Source organism: Kitasatospora sp. NPDC092286 (assembly GCF_044755565.1).
GTDB lineage: Bacteria > Actinomycetota > Actinomycetes > Streptomycetales > Streptomycetaceae > Kitasatospora.
The window spans coordinates 116,708-135,787 of record NZ_JBIVRD010000010.1 but is presented as its reverse complement, the minus strand read 5'-3'; the positions used below and the strand labels follow the sequence as shown (position 1 = coordinate 135,787).

At 73.9% G+C, this 19,080-nt stretch carries 22 protein-coding genes and 1 pseudogene; 12 read left to right on the top strand and 11 right to left on the bottom strand.

Annotation, left to right across the window (positions count from 1 at the left end; all coding sequences use genetic code 11):
- The first annotated feature begins 108 nt into the window (after positions 1 to 108).
- Positions 109 to 606, top strand: coding sequence for an SsgA family sporulation/cell division regulator (locus ACIQIB_RS12805; RefSeq protein ID WP_363613537.1), 498 nt, complete (start codon positions 109 to 111; stop codon positions 604 to 606).
- On the opposite strand, the gene ACIQIB_RS12800 is transcribed toward ACIQIB_RS12805, so the two are convergent.
- From ACIQIB_RS12800 to ACIQIB_RS12790, 3 genes are all read right to left on the bottom strand, one after another.
- The gene (locus ACIQIB_RS12800) at positions 528 to 2,108 is read right to left on the bottom strand and encodes a GAF domain-containing protein (protein WP_363613539.1); all 1,581 of its coding nucleotides are present in this window, start codon (positions 2,106 to 2,108) and stop codon (positions 528 to 530) included. The genes ACIQIB_RS12805 and ACIQIB_RS12800 overlap by 79 nt on opposite strands.
- A gap of 253 nt (positions 2,109 to 2,361) precedes the next feature.
- Entirely contained in the window at positions 2,362 to 3,543 is a 1,182-nt protein-coding gene (locus ACIQIB_RS12795; RefSeq protein WP_400757799.1) for a M56 family metallopeptidase, read from the bottom strand.
- Positions 3,540 to 4,016, bottom strand: a complete 477-nt coding sequence (locus ACIQIB_RS12790; RefSeq protein ID WP_400653891.1) for a BlaI/MecI/CopY family transcriptional regulator — start codon at positions 4,014 to 4,016, stop codon at positions 3,540 to 3,542. The genes ACIQIB_RS12795 and ACIQIB_RS12790 overlap by 4 nt, the downstream gene beginning before the upstream one ends.
- Positions 4,017 to 4,130: 114 nt before the next feature.
- Between ACIQIB_RS12790 and ACIQIB_RS12785 the strand changes: the two genes are divergently transcribed.
- From ACIQIB_RS12785 to ACIQIB_RS12775, 3 genes are all read left to right on the top strand, one after another.
- Entirely contained in the window at positions 4,131 to 4,802 is a 672-nt protein-coding gene (locus ACIQIB_RS12785; RefSeq protein ID WP_363613545.1) for a DedA family protein, read from the top strand.
- A complete protein-coding gene (locus ACIQIB_RS12780; RefSeq protein WP_363613547.1) occupies positions 4,802 to 5,467 on the top strand; it encodes a phosphatase PAP2 family protein in 666 nt (221 codons plus the stop codon). Before ACIQIB_RS12785 ends, ACIQIB_RS12780 begins: the two co-directional genes overlap by 1 nt.
- A gap of 144 nt (positions 5,468 to 5,611) precedes the next feature.
- Complete coding sequence (locus ACIQIB_RS12775) at positions 5,612 to 6,124, top strand: pyridoxamine 5'-phosphate oxidase family protein (protein ID WP_363613549.1); 513 nt, start codon at positions 5,612 to 5,614, stop codon at positions 6,122 to 6,124.
- A gap of 126 nt (positions 6,125 to 6,250) precedes the next feature.
- Here ACIQIB_RS12775 and ACIQIB_RS12770 read toward each other — a convergent pair whose 3' ends face one another.
- Positions 6,251 to 6,745: a MarR family transcriptional regulator gene (locus tag ACIQIB_RS12770; protein WP_363613551.1), complete on the bottom strand. Its 495-nt coding sequence runs from the start codon at positions 6,743 to 6,745 to the stop codon at positions 6,251 to 6,253.
- Between the two features lie 96 nt (positions 6,746 to 6,841).
- Between ACIQIB_RS12770 and ACIQIB_RS12765 the strand changes: the two genes are divergently transcribed.
- From ACIQIB_RS12765 to ACIQIB_RS12735, 7 genes and pseudogenes are all read left to right on the top strand, one after another.
- Entirely contained in the window at positions 6,842 to 8,083 is a 1,242-nt protein-coding gene (locus ACIQIB_RS12765; RefSeq protein ID WP_363613553.1) for an alpha/beta hydrolase, read from the top strand.
- Between the two features lie 146 nt (positions 8,084 to 8,229).
- A complete protein-coding gene (locus ACIQIB_RS12760; protein ID WP_363613555.1) occupies positions 8,230 to 9,351 on the top strand; it encodes a TIGR03364 family FAD-dependent oxidoreductase in 1,122 nt (373 codons plus the stop codon).
- 12 nt (positions 9,352 to 9,363) lie between these two features.
- Positions 9,364 to 10,044: a phosphonatase-like hydrolase gene (locus ACIQIB_RS12755; protein WP_363613557.1), complete on the top strand. Its 681-nt coding sequence runs from the start codon at positions 9,364 to 9,366 to the stop codon at positions 10,042 to 10,044.
- A 169-nt stretch (positions 10,045 to 10,213) separates the two neighbouring features.
- Complete coding sequence (locus ACIQIB_RS12750; RefSeq protein WP_400757795.1) at positions 10,214 to 10,408, top strand: GNAT family N-acetyltransferase; 195 nt, start codon at positions 10,214 to 10,216, stop codon at positions 10,406 to 10,408.
- An 18-nt stretch (positions 10,409 to 10,426) separates the two neighbouring features.
- Positions 10,427 to 10,645 (top strand): annotated as a pseudogene (locus tag ACIQIB_RS12745) (GNAT family N-acetyltransferase); the annotation flags it as partial.
- Positions 10,646 to 10,651: 6 nt separating this feature from the next.
- Positions 10,652 to 10,801: a GNAT family protein gene (locus ACIQIB_RS12740; RefSeq protein WP_363613561.1), complete on the top strand. Its 150-nt coding sequence runs from the start codon at positions 10,652 to 10,654 to the stop codon at positions 10,799 to 10,801.
- A 564-nt stretch (positions 10,802 to 11,365) separates the two neighbouring features.
- Positions 11,366 to 11,830 (top strand): hypothetical protein, encoded by a 465-nt coding sequence (locus tag ACIQIB_RS12735; protein ID WP_400757793.1) that lies wholly within the window; start codon positions 11,366 to 11,368, stop codon positions 11,828 to 11,830.
- A gap of 96 nt (positions 11,831 to 11,926) precedes the next feature.
- Here the strand turns inward: ACIQIB_RS12735 and ACIQIB_RS12730 are convergent, their stop codons facing one another.
- The 7 genes from ACIQIB_RS12730 to ACIQIB_RS12700 all read right to left on the bottom strand — a co-directional run bounded on the left by ACIQIB_RS12730 (position 11,927) and on the right by ACIQIB_RS12700 (position 17,676).
- Complete coding sequence (locus tag ACIQIB_RS12730) at positions 11,927 to 12,376, bottom strand: hypothetical protein (protein ID WP_400757792.1); 450 nt, start codon at positions 12,374 to 12,376, stop codon at positions 11,927 to 11,929.
- Between the two features lie 38 nt (positions 12,377 to 12,414).
- The gene (locus tag ACIQIB_RS12725) at positions 12,415 to 12,735 is read right to left on the bottom strand and encodes a multidrug efflux SMR transporter (protein WP_363615239.1); all 321 of its coding nucleotides are present in this window, start codon (positions 12,733 to 12,735) and stop codon (positions 12,415 to 12,417) included.
- A gap of 5 nt (positions 12,736 to 12,740) precedes the next feature.
- On the bottom strand, positions 12,741 to 13,415 hold the full coding sequence (locus ACIQIB_RS12720) for an HAD family phosphatase (RefSeq protein ID WP_363615237.1): 675 nt from the start codon (positions 13,413 to 13,415) through the stop codon (positions 12,741 to 12,743).
- Between the two features lie 76 nt (positions 13,416 to 13,491).
- Positions 13,492 to 14,571 (bottom strand): ABC transporter ATP-binding protein, encoded by a 1,080-nt coding sequence (locus tag ACIQIB_RS12715; RefSeq protein WP_363615235.1) that lies wholly within the window; start codon positions 14,569 to 14,571, stop codon positions 13,492 to 13,494.
- Positions 14,572 to 14,660: 89 nt separating this feature from the next.
- The gene (locus tag ACIQIB_RS12710) at positions 14,661 to 15,506 is read right to left on the bottom strand and encodes an ABC transporter permease subunit (protein WP_363615233.1); all 846 of its coding nucleotides are present in this window, start codon (positions 15,504 to 15,506) and stop codon (positions 14,661 to 14,663) included.
- Positions 15,494 to 16,465, bottom strand: coding sequence for an ABC transporter permease (locus ACIQIB_RS12705; RefSeq protein WP_400757790.1), 972 nt, complete (start codon positions 16,463 to 16,465; stop codon positions 15,494 to 15,496). The genes ACIQIB_RS12710 and ACIQIB_RS12705 overlap by 13 nt, the downstream gene beginning before the upstream one ends.
- A 38-nt stretch (positions 16,466 to 16,503) precedes the next feature.
- Positions 16,504 to 17,676: an ABC transporter substrate-binding protein gene (locus ACIQIB_RS12700; RefSeq protein WP_363615229.1), complete on the bottom strand. Its 1,173-nt coding sequence runs from the start codon at positions 17,674 to 17,676 to the stop codon at positions 16,504 to 16,506.
- Between the two features lie 557 nt (positions 17,677 to 18,233).
- Between ACIQIB_RS12700 and ACIQIB_RS12695 the strand changes: the two genes are divergently transcribed.
- Positions 18,234 to 18,956 carry a GntR family transcriptional regulator gene (locus ACIQIB_RS12695; protein WP_400757877.1) on the top strand — a complete coding sequence of 241 codons (723 nt, stop codon included), beginning with the start codon at positions 18,234 to 18,236 and terminating at the stop codon, positions 18,954 to 18,956.
- Positions 18,957 to 19,080: the final 124 nt, after the last annotated feature.

The window sequence follows — 19,080 nt, the reverse complement described above, 5'->3', positions numbered from 1 at the left end:
GGGCCGCCCGGCCGGGTCGGGGATTATTGCAACCTCCTTGCAACCCTTGCCCGGCGGTCGTCGGTGGCGCACCCTGGTGACATCCCACGCCGTCCCGGAGAGACCGTCATGCCGTCCGACCCGCTGCCCGCACCTTCCAGTGCCCCTCTCGCCGCTACCCCCACGGGCGGCGATGAGGCAGGCTCCACCGCCGCTCCGGCGGCGGTGGAGGAAGTGCTGACGCTGCGGATCTCGCTGGGTGAGGAGGTCGTCGGGGAGGTTCGGACCAGGTTCCGGTTCGACACCGAGCGCCCGTACGAGGTGCTGCTGACGTTCCATCTCGGGCGGCCGGACGAGGCCGACTGGGTGTTCTCGCGTGACCTTCTGCGCGACGGCCTGCGCTCCTTGAGCGGCCAGGGCGACGTCAAGCTGTGGCCCGCGTACTGTCCCTGCCACGGCTCGACGTTGCACCTGGCCCTCGAATCCCCGCACGGCAGCGCCCTGTTGGAGGCCTCCAAGCCCCGGGTGCAGGCCTGGCTGGACCGTACCTACGCGCTGGTCTCGGAGGAGGCCGAGCGAGCCTGCGGTCCGACCGACGCCCAGCTGTCCGCGCTGCTCGGCGGCTGAGCGGGCGGCCCCGGCGGCCGTGGGGGTTCGCCGGGTGGTGGGAGCTCACCCGTTCGTGGGAGGTCGTCCGGCAACGGGAGATCGTCCGGCGTGCGCGGACCGGGTAAGGGCGGGGTGCCCGGCAGCCGGACCGTCCCGTTCGCCAGACCCACCCGCAGCCGGCGCACGGCCGGCGCCGAGGAGACCGGCAGCAGGTCGTACGGGTCGTCCGGCCCGACCACGCTGACCAGCACCGATTCGGCGAACCGGTACGGCCGGTGGGCCAGGAGGCCGCCCAGGTAGCGGCGGAGCCGGGAGAGTTCGGCACGAACCGTCACCGTCCGGCCCGGGTCGCCGAAGAGGGCGTCCGCGAGCTGGGCCGCGGTGTGGCCGTCGCGCTCGGCGGCGAGCAGGAGCAGCAGTTCGGCATGGCGCGGGCTGAGCGCGTGGGACCAGCCGCCGGCCGCGCCGTGCACCGAGAGCTCCGGCCGGTCGGGCCGGCGCAGGTCGAGCCGGAGCCGGGCGCCCTCGGCCTGTTCGGCGGCGCCGTCGTCGTCCTCCGCCCGGGCATCGTCCTGCGGCCGGACCGGGCGGACCAGCCAGCCGTCGGCCAGCGGCTCTATGACGCACTCGCCGAGGCTGGGCAGCCAGTGCACGGCGGCCGAGCCCCAGCCCTCGGCGGGCAGTCGCAGCCGGGTGGGCGGCGGCAGGCCGGCCGCGGCGGCGGTCCAGCCGGCGGCGTCCACCACCAGCGCCGGGCCGTTCACCCGGGCCAGCAGCGGGGCGGCCAGGGTGCGCAGGTGGTGCAGCGACTCCAGGCGGCGGGCGCGCAGTTCGGTCTCGGCGAGCCGGGCGGCGGTGGCGGTCAGCTGCAGCAGGTACGGCCGGACGCTGTGGGCCGGGCCGCTGAGGTCGATGGCGCCGATCAGCCGCCCGGTGCCCGGGTCGCGCACCGGTGCGGCGACGCAGGTCCAGGAGTGGTGGCTGCGCAGGTAGTGCTCGGAGGAGTGGACGTGCATGGGGCGCTGGGCGCGCAGGGCGGCGGCTATGCCGTTGGTGCCGACGCTCTCCTCGACCCAGCGGGCGCCGGTGAGGAAGCCGATCCGGTCGGCGCTGCGGCGCAGCCCGCGCTCGCCCTCCTGCCAGAGGACGTGGCCCTCGGCGTCGGCGATGGCGAGGATCAGCGGGGTCTGGCCGACCGGTTCGAGCAGGGTGTCGCGCAGGACGGGCAGGACGGCGTCGAGGCCGCTGGTGCGGCGGCGGTGCTCGATCTCGGCGGGGCCGAGGTGGACGGCGGCGGCGCCGGCGTCCGGGTCGAGCCCCAGGCGGCGCAGCCGGGCCCAGGAGTCGCCGATCTCGGGGCGGGGCTGGAGCCGGGCCGGGTCGTCGTCGAGCGGGGCGTCCGGGGCCAGGTCCCTGGCGGTGGCCTCGGCGAGGGTGCGGTCGTGGACCTTGGCCAGCTCCGCCGCGGTCTGCGGAGTTCGACGCTCGGGTCGTCGGGTCTGCCGTCCGGTCTGCCGCACTCGGGTTGCTCCTCGCCGCCGTTCGAGGACGCGTCGGGGCCGACGCGCTGACGAAAGCGTACGGGGGCTGTTCGATCCTGGGCATGGGGTCTGCCAAGTCGGCATACCCGACGGTATGAAAATGGACATGTCGTGTTGCTGGGGCGGCTGGTGGCGCCTGCGGTACCTGCGGGGGCGGGGACCGCGGTGAGGATCGCGCTGGGGATGCGGTAGGGGTGCGGCGGGGGTTGGGGCGGGGGCTTCCGGCGGGTGGTTACCGGTCGGTCGCGGTGCCCTGCTGGGCGGCCTCGACCGTGTGGTGGAGGTCGGCGGTGGCGTCCAGCGCCGCGGCGGTGGTGAGCGCCAGGCAGGCGGCGAGCGCGAACGCGGCGGCGCGGCGGCCGGTGCCGGACCGGGCCGCGGGCGCGGCGGTGGTCGGCTGCAGCAGGGCCGCGACCCGGCGCGGAACCGGCCCGGAGTGGGCGGCCGGGACCAGCCGGGGCCGGGCCGGCCAGGGTGAGCGGCTGGCCGCCAGGGCGGCGCGGCCGACCGCGCGGGCGGTGACGGTGCGGTCGCCGACCCGTTCCGCGGCGACCTCGTCGGCCCAGCGCTCCAGGTGGTAGCCGAGCGGCGCGCGCAGCGGCCGCAGCGCGGGGTGGACGGCGGCGGCGTGCTCGGCGAGGGCGAGGAAGACGTGGTGGCGGCCGGCGAGGTGGGCGCGCTCGTGGGCGAGCAGCGCGGCCCGTTCCGGGGCGGTGAGGGCGCGCAGCATTCCGGAGGTGACCACGATCCGGCCCGGTTCGCCCGGCCGGCCGGGGCGGCGGAGCCGTCCGGGGAGGGCGAAGGCGTCGGCGCACTCGTCGTCCAGGACGGCGAGCGGGTGGTGGTCCGGGCGGAGCAGGGCGCGGGCCCGGTCGAGGAGGGCGAGGAGGGCGAGGAGGGCGCGGAGGGCGCGGAGGGCGCGGAGGCCCCGGGGGTGCTCGGTGCGCGCCCGGCGCACGGAGGCGCGTGGGGGGCGCATGTCCGGATGCCGGTCGGGGCGCGGGGTCTCGCGGTGTGCGTCGTCGGGGCGCGGGTCCCCGGGGTGCGCGGCCGGGGCGGGCAGTGCCGCCCGGGCGGTGCGCAGGTCGAGCCGGCGGTGCCGCGCGGTCCGGACGGCCAGCGCCGCCAGGGCCACCAGCGCCAGACCGGCCGGCACGGCCGACAGCGCGGCGGCGGGCGCGGCCGAGGTCAGCCAGGGCAGTGAGAGGTGGCCGAGCGCGGCGACCGGCGGCAGCTGGAGCAGTCCGGCGGCGGCGAGCAGGCCGAGCGAGCAGAGCGTGCCGCCGGCCAGGACGGTGGCGGTGCCGGCCAGCGTCCACGCGGCCGCCCGGGGCGACAGCGCGTCGGCGAGGCGGCGGGCCAGCGGGGCGGCGAGGAGGGGGAGCAGCAGCGGCGCCCAGACGGCGATCATCATGACGCGGCCGCTCCGGGCGCGCCCCCGCCGTACTGGTCGGGGCCGGCCGGGCCGGCCGTGCCGGTCATGTGGCCCGCTTCGGTCGGCTCGCCGTCGCCGTCGCCGTCGCCGTCGCCGAGAAGTTCGCGGAGGAGCCGCTCGTCCTCGACGGAGAGGTCGGAGACGAAGCGGGCCAGCACGGTCGAACGGTCCGGTTCGCGGCCCAGCTCGGTGTGCATCCGGCGGGCGGCGAGGCCGGCCGGGTCCTGGACGGTCGGGATGTACGCGTAGGCGCGGCCCGTCCGGGTGCGCTCCACGGTGCCCTTGTCGTGCAGCCGGGCGAGGATCGTGGCGATGGTGGTCCGGGCGAGGTCACCGCCGAGGGCCGCCTGGACGTCCTGCGGCGTCAGCGGGTGACGCGCTGACCAGAGGGCGGCCAGCACCTCGGCCTCCAGCTCCCCGGCGGGCCGGCGGGCGGACGGTACGTCGGACATGGCGGCGATTCCTCCAGGTTTCGTCTACAGTCATGTAGACCGTCTACGTCACTGTAGACGGTCGAGGGTGCGCCTCGCGGGCGCGCCCTCCAACGTACGGGAGGTCCGCCAGCCTTGCTCCAGTCGCCCGCCGTTCCGGCCGTTCACGCCCTCGCCGTGAACCTGCTGGACGCCTCGTCGCTGCTCGCCGCGTTCGGCGCGCTCGGCATCGCCGTCGTGCTCTTCGCCGAGACCGGCCTGCTGGTCGGGTTCTTCCTGCCCGGCGACTCGCTGCTGTTCACCGCCGGCCTGCTCTGTGTGCCCGGCGCGACCAAGGGGCCGCAGCTGGAGCTGTACCAGGTGCTGCCGGCCGCCCTGATCGGGGCGCTGGCCGGCGCCCAGGTGGGCTATGTGATCGGCAGGCGCGGCGGGCGGGCGCTGCTGCGCCGCTCCAGGCGGCAGAGCCTCCGGCAGGGCGTCGAGCGCGCCGAGGAACTGCTCACCAAGTACGGCTACGGCAAGGCGATCGTGCTCGCCCGGTTCATCCCGGTGGTCCGAACGGTGCTGAATCCGCTCTGCGGCGTGCTGGAGGTGCCGGTCCGCTCGTTCACCTTCTGGCAGGTGACGGGCGGGGCGGTCTGGACCGTCGGAGTGGTGCTGGCCGGGTACGCGCTCGGCTCGTCCGTACCCAGCATCGACCGTTATCTGCTCCCCATCATCGGTCTGGTAGTAGTTGTCTCCGTGATCCCGATTGTTCTTGAACTGTTCCGCGCCCGTACGGCGCGGCGTCACGGAGGTGACGCGTGATGTCCTCCCGGGCGCTGGCCGTGTACGACGGCAGCGGTATCGACGGCGGCCTCTACACCCGGGTGATCGGGTGGGCGGACGCCGCGCCGCACTGGCTGGATGAGCTGGTCAAGGTCTGGTCCGCGCTCGGGCTCGGCCTGTTCGCGGTCTTCATGGTCTACGCGTGGTGGCGGGCGCGCGGCACCGAGTCGGCGCTGATGGCCAAGGTGCTGGCCTCGCCGCTGATCGTGATCGTCGCCTATGCCGTCAACTCGGTGTTCAAGGGGGCGGTTGAGGAGGTCCGGCCGTGCGCGCAGATCGCCGGCAGCGTCTCGCTGGAGGCCTGCCCGGGCGCCGGTGACTGGTCCTTCCCGAGCAACCACACGGTGATCGCGTTCTCCGCCGCGACCGCGCTCTGGTTCGTGAACCGGCGGCTGGGCCTGATCGCCGGGATCGCCGCCGTGCTGATGGGCGCCTCCCGGGTCTGGGTCGGTGTGCACTACCCGCACGACGTGCTGGTCGGCGCGCTGGTCGGCGTCCTGGTCGCGATCCCGCTGGCACTGGCCGCCGGGCGCGCGGCGCCCCTGGTGGACCGGGCGCGCAGCGGCCCGCTGCGGCCGCTGCTCTGCGCGGGCGCCATGGCGACGGGTGGCCGCGGTGCGCCGCTGGAGGCGCAGCGGCGCTGATTCCCTTGCCCCGCACGGCCCTTGTGCGGCCGGGGCGGCGGGGAGAGCATGTGAGCCGGGCGTGGGGCCCCTCCCGAGGGGCGCCCGCCCGGCTCAGTCGTGCCAGGGGCGCGCCGTGGGCGTGCCGGCGGGAGGGATGTGCCAATGCCGTACCGACTCGACGTCACCCAGGGGGACCGGCCCGCCGAGGAGCTGCGCAAGGGCGTGGAGGGGCTGCTGGCCGAGGCCATGGTGCTCACCCTCGCCACCGCCGGCCACGAGCGCGGCCCGCACGCCAACCTCGCCTTCTTCGCGCACGACGACGACCTCGTCCTGTACTTCGTCAGCGAGCGCTCCACCCGGCACAGCCACCACCTCGCGGAGGAGGCCCGGGCCGCCGCCACCGTCTTCCTGCCGCCGCCGGTCTTCGGCGAGCAGCTGCGCGGTGTCCAGCTGTCCGGCAGCGCGGGCGAGGCGTGGGGGCGGCAGGCGGAGGCGGCGCTGGCCGCGTACCAGGGCCGGTTCCCGTCCTTCGCCCAGGACGCGGAGGTGCGGCGGCAGTTCCTGACGGGCGGCGGCGCGGCGGCCCTGTACCGGTTCCAGGTGGAGGAGCTGACGGCGGTGGACGAGCCGGTCTTCGGGCGGCGCAACTACCTGCGGGCGGGCGTGCTGCGGTAGCGGTGCGGTGGGCGTGGCCCCCCGGGCCGGGAGGGGTGCGGTTCCCGGCCCGGGGGGCCTGTCCTGTCGGGCTTCGTCGGCCGGTCCTCGTCGGTGGCCCCGGCTCTTCTCCGTGGGCGCGGGCGTTCAGAGCTCGTCGTAGACCTCGGCCAGGCCGCGCAGGACGGTGGTGACGGTGTCGACCTCGGCGGCGTCGAGGCCGGCCGTCAGCCGTTCCAGGGCCTGCGCCAGTGCCTGCTGGCGCAGGCGGTGCCGCTCGCGGCCGTCCGGGGTGAGGGTGACCACGACGGACCGGCGATCGTGCTCCGGCCGCTCGCGGGTGACGTAGCCGGCCTCCTCCAGGCCGTTGACCAGCTGAGTCGCGGCCGCGGCGGTGGTCTCGGTGCCCGCCGCCAGTCGGCTGACCGGCAGCGGCCCCTCGTCGGCGAGCACGCGCAGGGCCCGCGCGTGGGTGAGCGAGAGCGCGCCGCGGGTGCGGGTGGCCCGGCCGCGCAGCCGGGCGTCCGCCGCGCTGAGGCTGTAGGCGGCGCGGGCCAGCCCGTCCAGCGCGAGGGCGCGGGTGCCGCCCCGGTCGGAGGGCCGGTGGTCGGCGCCGGGTCGCGGGTGTTCCGGGTCGGTCATGAGGGTGCTCCTTCGGCGGCGGGTTGACAGCACAGCAAGTGTAAGCACTTAATGATTAAGTACTTATGTAATTGCGCCGAACGGAGCGTACCTCCCATGACCATGCGATCGACCGGACAGAGCTGGGCCCTGGACATCGCCCTCGCGCAGGGCGGCTTCGACGCCCTGCACCCGCAGGCCAAGGGCACGATGGAACAGCTCGGCCACGACCACACCGACTTCGACAAGGTCTTCGCCCTCGTCCGGAGCGGCGCCATGCTGCCCAAGGCGTGGGCCACCGTGGCCGGCCAGGCCGAGGAGCGGGCCGCCCACCACGAGGCCGGCGGCTACGACCGCACCGCCGCCGACCTCTACCTGCGTGCCGCCGTGATGTGGGGCCGGGCGCAGTACTCCGTCTTCGACGCCGCCGACCCGCGCAAGCGGGCGTTCCGGGAGCGGACCAACCACTGCGTGGCGCGGCTCGGCGAGCTGCGCGGCCGCCGGGTGCGCCGGGTGGTGCTGGACTTCGAGGGCTCGCACATCCACGCCCTGCTCCACCTGCCGGCCGGGGCCGTCGAGGGCGCGCCGGCGGTCATCCTCGGCCCGGGGATGGACATGATCAAGGAGGACTACATCTACGCCGCGGAGCGCTACTACACCTCCCGCGGTGTGGTCGCGCTCTCGATCGAGGGGCCCGGCCAGGGCGAGTCCCGGGCCGGTGGGCTCACCGTCGACCTCACCAACTACGAGCGTGCCATCGGCCGTTACATCGACCACCTGGCCGACCTGCCCGAGGTGGACCCGCAGCGGATCGGCATGTTCGGCATCAGCATGAGCGGCTACTGGGGGATGCGGGCGGCGGCCACCGACCCGCGACTGGCCGCGCTGGCCGGCTTCGAGGGCGTCAGCGGCGACTTCGAGACGATCTTCAACCGGGCGCAGCCGACCTTCAAGAACAACTACATGTTCATGGCCGGCTATGAGGACGAGGAGGCATTCGACCGCGAGCTCGCCTCCCGGATGCCGCTCGGCGACCTCGTCGCGGACATCACCTGTCCGGTCCTCGTGGGCATCGGCGAGTTCGACGAACTGACCCGGCTGGAGCAGGCGATGGCGACCTACGACCGGATCCGCGCGCCCAAGGAGATGCGGGTCTACGAGAACGAGTTCCACCCGCTGGGCGGCACCGCCGCCGAGGTGTTCCGCTTCGGTGCGGAGTGGCTGGAGCGCGCCCTCGACGGTGAACTGCGCGAGCCCGGCCGCGATGTGCGGCACTACGTGCACGCGGACGGCCGCACCACGGACGGCACCGCCGCCCCGGCCTGGTGGCTCGGCACCGACCCGGTCCGGGCCGCCTGACCGGGCGGGCCGTGGGTGACATCGCGGGCCGCCGCGGTGTCACCCGGCGCACCGGCCATGGGTTGTCTGTACAACTTTTCGGCCGGTTCACCTCGGCGCCGCTGCTCGGACTCCCCTCGGACACCTCGCCGCACCAGTCTGGCCGCATGAGAGTCATCGTCGTAGGAGCGGGCGTGCTCGGCACCATGCACGCCTGGCAGGCCGTCGAACGCGGCCACGAGGTCGTCCACCTGGAGCGCGAGGCCGAGGCGCGCGGCGCCTCCGTGCGCAACTTCGGCCTGGTCTGGGTCAGCGGCCGGGCGGAGGGCGAGGAACTGGACACCGCGCTGCGCGCCCGCGAGCTGTGGGAGCGGATCGGCGCCCGGGTGCCCGACCTCGGCTTCCGGGCCAACGGATCGCTCACCGCGATCCGCACCGAGGCCGAACTCGCCGTCGCGGAAGAAGCGTTGACCCTCCCCGACGCCGAGGCGCGCGGCTACCGGCTGCTCGACGCCGACGAGACGAGGGCGCAGAACCCGGCGCTGCGTGGCAGGCTGCTCGGCGCGCTGGCATGCGAACGGGATGCCGCCGTCGAACCCCGCACCGCCCAACCCGCCCTGCGCGCCGCCCTGCTGGCCAGCGGCCGCTACACCTTCCTGCCCGGGCGCGAGGTCCGCGAGGTGATCGGCGAGAACGCCGTCCGCGACGACCACGGCGACGTGCACACCGGCGACCTGGTCGTCCTCTGCACCGGCGCCTGGCTGGGCGGCCTGGTCCGCGAGCTGGCGCCCCGACTGCCCGTCCGCAAGGTGCGGTTGCAGATGATGCAGACCGACCCACTGGGCGAGACGCTGACCACCTCGGTCGCCGACGGCGACAGCTTCCGCTACTACCCCGCCTTCGCGGGCGCCGCGCTGGAGCGGCTGAAGGCCGTCCAGCCGCAGCCGTCGGTCGCCGCCGAACACAGGATGCAGCTGCTGATGGTCCAGCGCCGCGACGGGGGCCTCACCATCGGAGACACCCACGAGTACGACCAGCCGTTCGGCTTCGACGTGGTCGAGGACCCGTACGACCACCTGGTGGGCGTGGCCGAGGAGTTGCTCGGCCGCCCGCTGCCCCGGGTGCGCCGCCGCTGGGCCGGGGTGTACGCGCAGTGCGTGGACACCACCCGGGTCGTCCACCGTGAACGGGTCCGCGACGGCGTCTGGCTGGTCACCGGCCCGGGCGGCCGCGGCATGACCTGCTCGCCCGCCATCGCCGAGACCACCGCCGACCTCGCCAACCTGTAGGAGGAACCGAACATGTCGCTTGACATCCGCCTGGTCGTGCTCGACATGGCCGGCACCACCGTCGCCGACGACGGCCTGGTCGAGCAGGCCTTCCAGGCCGCCGCCGGCTCGCTCGGCGTCGAGGCCGGCAGCCCCGAGCACGCCCGCATGCTGGAGCACGTCCGGGCCACCATGGGCGAGTCCAAGATCTCCGTCTTCCGCCACCTGTTCGGCGCGGAGGACAAGGCCCAACGGGCCAACGCGGCCTTCGAGGCCGCCTACCACGACCTGGTCGACGCGGGCCACTGCGCCGCACTGCCGGGCGCGGCCGAGGCGATCGCCGAACTCCGCGGCCAGGGCCGGAAGGTGGTCCTCACCACCGGCTTCTCCCGGGCCACCCAGGACCGCATCCTGACCGCCCTCGGCTGGCAGTCCGTCGCCGACCTCACCCTCTGCCCCGCCGAGGCCGGCCGCGGCCGCCCGTACCCCGACCTCGCCCTCACCGCCCTGCTGCGCACGGCCACGGACTCCGTCCGCCAGGTCGCGGTGGCCGGGGACACCGGCTACGACATGCTGACCGGCACCCGCGCGGGCGCCTCCGTCGTCGCCGGCGTCCTGACCGGCGCCCACGACGAGGCCCGCCTGCGGGCGGACGGCGCGACCCACGTCCTCGCCTCGATCGCCGAACTGCCGGGCCTGCTGACCGGCCGCTGAGCGAGCCCGGGCACGAGAGCCACCCGGTCCGCCGAGCCGTCGTCGAACGGCTCGGCGGACCTTGTCACGTGGGCACCGTTCCAGTTCTCCCGAACGCCGGCCGCGGAGCCTACCTGCGCCGCCCCGACTCCGTCCTCGTTCGGTGACCCGGCGGATAGGATCCGCAGCCATGACCCTCTACCCGGCCGGCCCGCGCCTGGCGCTGCGCGAAGTCGAATCCGAGGACACCGAAGACCTCCTGGCCATCTACGGAGACCCCGAGGCCACCCGCCACCTCAGCTTCGAGCCCCGCACCCGTGAGCAGGTCCAGGCGATCACGGCCCGGTCCATCGCCTCCGCGAGCGTCACCCCGCGAACCGAGTAGTGCCTCGCTGTCACCCATCGCGGCGAGCAGAAGCTGATCGGGTACGCCCGCCTGGCGACCGAGCCGCAGCAGGCCGCCACGATCGGCTTCGCCCTCCACTCGGACGCGTGGGGCAAGGGCCTCGGCACCGAGACCGTCCACCTGCTGTGCGCGCTCGGCTTCAACGTCCTCGGCCTGCACCGGATCTGGGCCGCCCGCTCGCCGCTCAACGAGGCATCGGCGCGCACGCTGCCGCGGGCCGGGATGACCGAGGACGGGCGGATCCGCGACCACGTCTTCGTCCATGGCGCCTGGCGCGACTCGATCACCTACTCGATCCTGGAGCACGAGTGGACGCCGATCGGCGGGCTCGGCCCAACGAGCGCGGCCCGACAAGCCAGTTGGCCCGCCTAGCGGCGAGACCGTACCGGGGAGGTGAGTTCGTGCCGGCCGAGCCGGCCGTGCCGCGCAGGGTGATCCCCGGCATCGCCGAGTTCGCGCGCGGCGGCGTGCCCGACCCGCCCGCCACCGGTGATGGCGGCCAGTGGGTCGACGGCTTCTGATGGCTCTACTGCGGCCGGCGGTGGACCCGGGTTGCGTGTACGTCGGTAGGAGTACGGTCCGGGCGCCGTGCTCGTCCTCGGCGGCGATGTCGGCCCTTCCGTCCGCGTGATGTCGCGAAACGGCGTCGGGAGCCCCGGCACACACCAAGCCGCACACATCACCAGAGGGGAACATTCCGTGAACTGACCCACTCCGCACCGGTTCTGCGTCCTGCGTCGGAGGGCGGCCACCGCCACCGTCGTGGCCGTTGGAACCGCTGCCAAGTCGGGGGAGGAGGTCGAAGTGTGCGCGGGCCGTTCCGGTGGTGGCCACGCCCGTCGGGCTGTGGAAATTCGCTGTCGGGTGGGTTTGGTGATCCGTTAAGGTCCGCCGGGTTGTTCGGGAAAGGATCATGGGGGACTTGCCATGGGCGGGGTGCGTCGTGCCGCTGTCACATCGGCCGTACTGGTCGCGGGGCTCACCGCTTGCGGGGGCGGTGCGTCCGCCCCCGGGGCGGACGAGCTTGACCCGAAGGCGGCCCTGACGGCGGCGGCTCTGGTGATGCAGAAGGCCGGGACCGAGACGGTCGACGGCGTCCGGCTCACGCGCTACCGCGCCGTCGAGGAGATCGCCACCGTGGCCGCCGGGATCCCGGGTCTCTCCCCGGAGCGCCGCACCGCTCTGGAGCGGGCCATGGTGAGGGGCGGTCGGACGCTCACCGTCGACTTCTGGCTCAACGCCGGACAGGAGCTCGTCCAGTACCGGGAGTTCGGCGAGAAGAACGGCGCGCAGCAGTCCGTCACCGTGACGTACTCGGGTCTGGGCACCGTTCCGAAGGTCGAGACGCCCGCCGCCGGTGAGCTCGGCAGCGTGTTCGACCTGGATGACGTCCCCAACTGACCGTCGTACGACCAGGAGTCCGTGTACAGGAAGTCGGACGCGTCGACTTCCTGTACACGGGTGGGGCCGGCCCTGGGTGGAAGGGGCTGTGCGTGGCTACGGGCAGATCCAGCAGTAGAGGTGGTGGCCGCGGGACGCCGCCCGGCGGGCCAGGGCGGCCAACTGCTCCAGGAACTCGGTGAGGTGGGCCTCGTCCGGGAGCATGTCGGAGGTGTCGGACCGGGACCAGGCCAGGCCGGCGGCGGTCAGCGTGTGGTGGTCGGCGGCGGTCAGGGCGTCGCGGAGCGCGTCCGGGATGGTCAGGGCGACGATCTCGCCGTCCTCGAGCATCGCGACCAGCCGGTTGCGCCCGGGATCGGCCGCGAGCTGCGCCTCGGGCCTGCCGGTGAGGAGGGACTCGGCGGGAAGGAGGCCGACCATCGGGTCGATCCCCTTCACCGTGAATTCGTCGTACCCGGTGCCGAACGGCTCGTCGTCGTCGCGCACGATCGCCCCGGCGGCGGCCCGGTCGTCGGCGGCGGTGTAGTAGTTGAAGAGAACTCCCATGCGCCCGATGCTCGCACCCGGCACCGACACGCCGGCGGTCAGTGGCCGCCCTTGAGGTTGAGGACGATGACGCCGACGATCACCAGGGCGATGCCCAGCCACTGGAGGCGGCCCAGGGACTCGCCGAAGGCGATGACGCCGATGCCGGCCACCGCGGCGGTGCCCGCGCCCGACCAGACGGCGTAGGCGACGGAGACCGGGATGTGCTTCAGGGCCCGGCCGAGCAGCAGGAAGGAGAGGGCGTAGCCGATGCCCACGCCCAGGCTGGGCCAGAGGCGGGTGAAGCCCTCGGTGAGCTTGAGGCAGCTGGTGGCGCAGACCTCGCTGGTGATGGCGAGGGCGAGCAGGAGGTAGGGCACGGTGGTCAGCCGGCCGGGCGGGCGCCGAGCTTTCCGAGCAGGGCGAGGTCGGCGTGGACCAGGCTGTCGAGCAGGGTGACCCGGGAGCCGTCGGGGATGGGCGTGGCGGTGGACGGCACGGCGAGCACCGCGCAGCCGGCGGCCGTGGCGGAGGCGACGCCGGTCGGGGTGTCCTCGACGGCCACGCAGGCCGCCGGGTCCAGGCCGAGGCGGTCGGCGGCGGCGAGGTACGGGTCCGGCGCGGGCTTGGTGCGCTCGGTGTCCTCGGCGGCCAGGGTGACGGCGAACCAGTCGCGGCCGATGGTGGAGAGGACGAGCTCCACCACCCGGCGCGGCGAGGCGGAGACCAGTGCGGTGGGCACCCGGGCGTCCCGCAGTTCGGCGAGCAGCGCGAGGGCGCCGGGGCGCGGGACGGTCTCGGCGGAGACCTTGCCGAAGAAGGACTCGCCGAGGCGGTGGGCGAGTTCGGCCTCGCTGAGCGAGGTGCCGCTGACCTGGTGCAGATGGGCGGCGGTGTGCTCGATCGCCTGGCCGAGCACCTCGGGGGCGTCCTGGTCGGTCAGCGGGTGCTGGAGTTCCTCGGCGAGTTCGGCGGCGGCCTGCCACCAGAGGTGCTCGGTGTCGACCAGGGTGCCGTCCATGTCGAAGAGGACGGCGGCGGGCAGGGGGGTCTCAGGCATGGCGGTACCTTCGGTGGTTCAGCAGCAGAGGCAGTAGAGGCGGCAGAGGCAGTGCAGTAGGGACGGACAGGTCGGTTCAGACGGTACGGCGGTCCACCAGCACCGGCCGCTCGGGCAGGGTGAGCGCGGCGCGGGAGCCGATCGGCAGGGTGGCGGCGGCCTCGGTCGGCAGGTCGGCCTTGACCTCGGTGCCGTCGGCGAGGCGGACGGTCAGCCGGGTGACGGCGCCCAGGAAGGACGCGGAGACCACCAGGGCCGGGCCGTCCCCGGCCGGGGCCAGCGACACGTTCTCGGGCCGGACCAGGACCTCCAGTTCGCCCTCGGCGGGCGCGGTGCCGTCCACGGCGTGGCGGCGGCCGAGCACCTCGACGCCGTCGGCCGTCCGGGTGCACGGGATGCGGCTCATGGTGCCGACGAACTCGGCCACGAAGGCCGTCGCCGGGCGGGCGTACAGCTCGGACGGGGTGGCGCACTGCTCCAGCCGGCCCGCGCGCAGCACGGCGACCCGGTCGGCCATCGAGAGCGCCTCCTCCTGGTCGTGGGTGACGAACAGGGTGGTGATGCCCAACTCCTGCTGGAGGCGCCGGATCTCCTCGCGCAGCGAGAGGCGGACCTTGGCGTCCAGCGCGGACAGCGGCTCGTCGAGCAGCAGGACGCGCGGCTGCAGGGCGAGCGCGCGGGCGAGCGCGATGCGCTGCTGCTGGCCGCCGGACAGCTGGTGCGGGTAGCGGTCGGCGTGCTGCGGCAGGCCGACCAGTTCCAGCAACTCCTGGGCGCGACCGCGCCGTTCGGCCTTGCCGGTGCCGCGCATCCGAAGGCCGAAGGCGACGTTGTCGGCGGCGGTAAGGTGCGGGAAGAGGCTGTAGGACTGGAACACCATGCCGGCGTCGCGCCGGTGCGCGGGGATCCGGGTGATGTCCTCGCCGTCCACCAGCACCTGGCCGGAGTCGTGCTGCTCGAAGCCGGCCAGGATGCGCAGCGCGGTGGTCTTGCCGCAGCCGGACGGGCCGAGCAGGGCGAGGAGTTCGCCCGGCCGGACGGTGAGATCCAGGCCGTCCAGCGCGGTGGTGGTGCCGAACGCCCGGCGCAGGGTGCGGAACTCGACGGTGGCGCCGCCCGGGGCGGTGGCGGTCTTCTCAACTGCGAGGGAAGTCATGGGGGTTCGTTTCTCCGTGGAATTCAGGAGCTCGGGACGTCGGGAGGTCGAACAGTGAGGCCGAACGGTGCGGCCGAGCGGTGCGGACGTCAGGACGTGGTCCTGTGCCGGCGCTCGCGGCCGACGGCGGCCAGCAGGAGCAGCAGCAGCCAGGTGATCAGCAGGCTCAGGATGGAGACCGCGACCGACATGTGGGCCTGGCTGTTGCCGACCGAGTAGATCCACACGGGGAAGGGCTGGTAGCCGAGGATCGAGGCGGCGGTGAACTCGCCGAGCACCAGGGCCAGGGTGAGGAAGGAGGCGTTCAGCAGCGCGCCGCGCAGGTTCGGCAGGACGACGGTGAACACCGCGCGCGGCCAGCTCGCACCGCAGTTGCGGGCGGCCTCGACCAGGGTGCGGACGTCCACCGCGCGCAGGCCCGCGTCCAGCGCCCGGTAGGCGAGCGGGAGCGACATCAGCACGTACGCGATGACCAGGACCAGCGGGAAGTCCGGGTCCTGGATGAACACGAAGGTCTGGAAGAACGGCGTGTCCATCAGGTAGTCCGGGCCCCAGCGCAGCACGCCGATCAGGCCGGCGGTGAGCGCGACCGGCGGGACGACCAGCGGCAGCGTGCAGAGCACGTCGATCACCGGGCGCAGCCGGGGCGCGCCGAGCCGGACCGCGATCAGCGCGGGCACCAGCAGGAGCAGCAGCACCAGGACGGTGACGACGGCGAGCTGGAGGGTCAGCCAGAGACTGTCGAGGAAGCCGGGGGCGCTCAGCAGGCCGGTGTACGCCTCGAAGGAGTAGCCCTTCGGGTCGTCGATGGAGAAGTATCCGGAGGCGGCGAGCGGGACGACGAAGTAGACGCCCGCGAGGAGCAGGACGGCACCGCGCCACCAGCGCACCTTCGGGCGCCCGGACGAGGTGCGGGCGGAGGTCAGCTGAGCCATCGGGCACTCCGGCGCTGGAGGGGGAGGTACACGGCCATCACCAGGACGGCCACCACGATCATGTTGAGGCTGAGGGCGAGGGCGAGGTTGCCCTGGCCCACCAGGACGTTGCCGGAGAGCGCGTCGGCGATCGAGCGGCTGACCAGCGGCACGGTGGCGCCGACCATGGCGGCGGCGGTGGCGTACGCGGCGAAGGCGCTGCCGAAGAGCAGGACGAACCCGCCGAGCAGCGAGGGCAGCAGGATCGGCAGCGCGACGTGGCGCCAGTACTGCACGGTGGTGGCCCGGTTGTTGTGGGCCGCCTCGCGCCACTGCACCCGCAGGCCGTCCAGGGCCGGGGTGATGGTGAGCACCATGAGCGGGACGAGGAAGTACAGGTAGACGACGGTCAGGCCGGTGAAGGAGTAGAGCGACCAGCCGTGGTCGGTGAGGTGGAGCAGCTTGGTGATCTCGCCGGCGTTGCCGAGGGTGGCGACGAAGGCGAAGGCCAGCGGCAGTCCGCCGAAGTTGGCCAGGACGCCGGAGGCGGTGAGCACCGCCTGGCGCAGCCAGGTGAACCGGGAGGTCACCACGGCCTGGGCGATCGGCAGGCCGATCACGGTGGAGAGCAGCGCGGTGAGCGCGGAAAGCTTGAGGCTGCTGACCATCGCCGTCCAGTAGGCCCCCTGGACCGAGGCGGTGACGTTGTCGAGGGTGAACCGGCCGCCGCCGCCCTCCGCGTCGCTGGAGGTGGTGAAGGCGCCGATCACGATCGCGACGGCCGGCAGGCCGAAGCCGATCGCGAAGAAGACGAAGAGCGGCACGGTGGCGAGCCAGGAGCCGCCGCCGAGGCGCAGCGCCGGGCCGCGGCGCGGGGTGGGGGTGGTGGTCGTGGCGGTGTCGGTGGCGGACGCCCCCGCGCCGCCACCGGGAACGGTGGCGGCGGGGGTGGTCGGCACCGGGGTGGGAGCCGTGGTCATGAGTGGGATCAGCCCGTTCGAGGTGAGGTGACGGTATGTCAGCCCGCGATGGCCTTGGTCCAGTTCTCGGTGACGACCTTCTTGGCGGCCGTGATCTGGTCCTGGGTCGGGAAGGTGGTGAACGGCTTCTCGATGGCCGGCAGCTTGGCGGCGGCCGCGGTGTCCAGGGTGCCGTCCTTCTTCAGGGCCTCGAAGGTGGACGGGGTGGCGTAGCCGCCGAGGAAGAGGTTCTGGCCCTCGGCGCTGAACAGGTACTCCTGCCACAGGCGGGCGGCCGCCGGATGCGGGGCCCACTTGTTGATGCCCTGGTTGTAGAACTGGGCGTAGCTGCCGTCGCTGGGGACGGAGACCTTCCAGTCGACGCCCTTCTCCTTGAACTCGTCGGTGTAGCCGGCGTTCAGGTAGGACCAGTCGATCGAGATCGGGGTCTCGCCCTTCTCGACGGTCGCCGGGGTGGACTCGACCGGGTTGAAGTTGCCGGACTGCTTCAGCTTGCCGAAGAAGTCGATGCCGGGCTGGATGTTGTCCAGCGAGCCGCCGTTGGCGAGCGCGGCCGCGTAGACGCCGCCGAAGGCGGAACCGGACTTGGTCGGGTTGCCGTTGAGGGCGACCTGGCCCTTGTACTCCGGCTTGAGCAGATCGGCGAAGGTCTTCGGGCAGTTGGCGATCTTCTTGGCGTCGCAGCCGATGGAGACGTAGCCGCCGTAGTCGTTGACGGCGGCGCCGTTCGCGTCCTTCATGGTGTCCGGCACCTTGTCGAAGGTGGCGACCTTGTAGGGGGCGAGCAGGCCGTCCTTGACCGCCTGGAGCGCGAAGGCGCTGCCGAGGTCGACCACGTCGGGGGCGCGGTCCTGGCCCTTGCGGGAGGTGATCGCGTTGATCTCGTCCTGGCTGGAGCCGTCCGGGTTCTCGTCCTCGATCTCGATGCCGTACTTGGCCTTGAACGAGTCCATGAGCTTGCCGTAGTTCGCCCAGTCCCGGGGCAGCGTGATGGCGTGCAGCTTGCCCTCCTTCTTGGCGGCGGCGACCAGGCCGTCCATGCCGCCGAAGTCGGCGAGCGAGGTGGCGTCCTTGGCGTCCTTGGTGCCGGCCTTGGCGGCGTCGCCGGACTTCGCGGTGGTCGAACCGGCGGAGCCGCAGGCGGTGAGGGAGAGCGCGGCGGCGGTCAGTACGGCCGCGAAGGCGGCGGCGCGGGCACGGTGCACGGTCACGGGTCAGTCTCCTGATCGGGGGCGTACTGCGAGGGGTGCCGGTCGCGAGGGGGAGGTTCGCGAGGGCTGCCTTCGCGAGGGGCCTCAGGGGGCCCGGGGGTCCTGAGAGTGGCCTTCGCGAGGGCGGAGTCGGGCGGAGAGGAGGTTCGGACGGGGCCGAGTTGACTAGCCAACTTCGCTGACGGGGGTAAGTACGCCGGAGCCCGGTGACGGGAAGGTGAACGGACGGCCCAGAACCGGGGTCGGCTGCGGGAACGGTCGAATCGGGCCGTCCGGGAGCGATCGGCCGAGTGCGATGCTTCGAGGGCGCAGCGGGATAAGGTCGGGCTGTCCGCGCCGGTACGGTTGCGCAGGACACCGCCCCAGGAGGGACATTGACTGACGTGGCACTGGAGCCCGACCGCCCCGCGGCCGCAGGAACCGCGCCGGGCCAGGACCGCTCGGCCGCGCCGGGTGAGGACCTCACGACGGCCTCGGAGCCCGCCCCGCCGCCGGGCCGTGGCCGTGCCGCCGCCGCACCGGCCGAGGACCGCGCCGCCGGCGCCCTCTACCGCAAGGTGGCCGCCGACCTGCGCGAGGCGATCACCACCGGCGCGTACGGCGAGGCCGGCCGGCTGCCCGCCGAGGGCGCGCTGGCCGAGCAGTACGGCGTCTCGCGCGGCACCGTCCGCCAGGCGCTGGCCGTGCTGCGCTCGGACGGGCTGGTTACCTCCCGGCGCGGCACCCGGCGGGTGGTGCTGGGCACCGCGCGGGTGCAGAGCTTCTCCGAGCTGCTCAGCTTCACGCACTGGGCGTACTCGATGGGCGAGGAGCCCGGCGGCATCCTGGACTCGCTGGTCCACCGCCCCGCCGACGCCGCCGAGCGTGAGCAGCTGCGCCTGGAGCCGGGCGCCGAGGTCTATCTGACGGTCCGTCTGCGCACCCTGTCCGGGGCGCCGGTGATGGTCGAGCGGACCGTCTACCCGCCGCGGGTCGGCGAGATCGTCGCCCAGCTGCCGCCCGACGTGGTCTCGCACACCGAAGTGCTGCGCGAGCACGGCATCCTGTTCACGGACGCCGACCACACCATCGACATCGTCGCCGCCAACGCGGAGGACGCCCGGCTGCTCGGCTGCCGGCGCGGCAGCCCGCTGCTGCGCGAGCGGCGCCGGACCACCGACCCGACGGGGACGCCGGTGGAGTGGTCCCAGGACCGCTACCTGCCCGGGACGGTGGCGTTCAGCGTGCACAACTCGCTGGCCACGTCGGCGCTTTCGCGGCACGCGCGGGAGACCGACTGAGCGGCCGGGCCGGGGGGGGGCCCGCCCCCCCCCCCCCCCCCCCCCCCCCCCCCCCCCCCCCGCGCGCCCCCCCCCCCCCCCCGGCGGGGTTTTTTTTACAAACGCCCGGCCCCCCCGGCCAAGC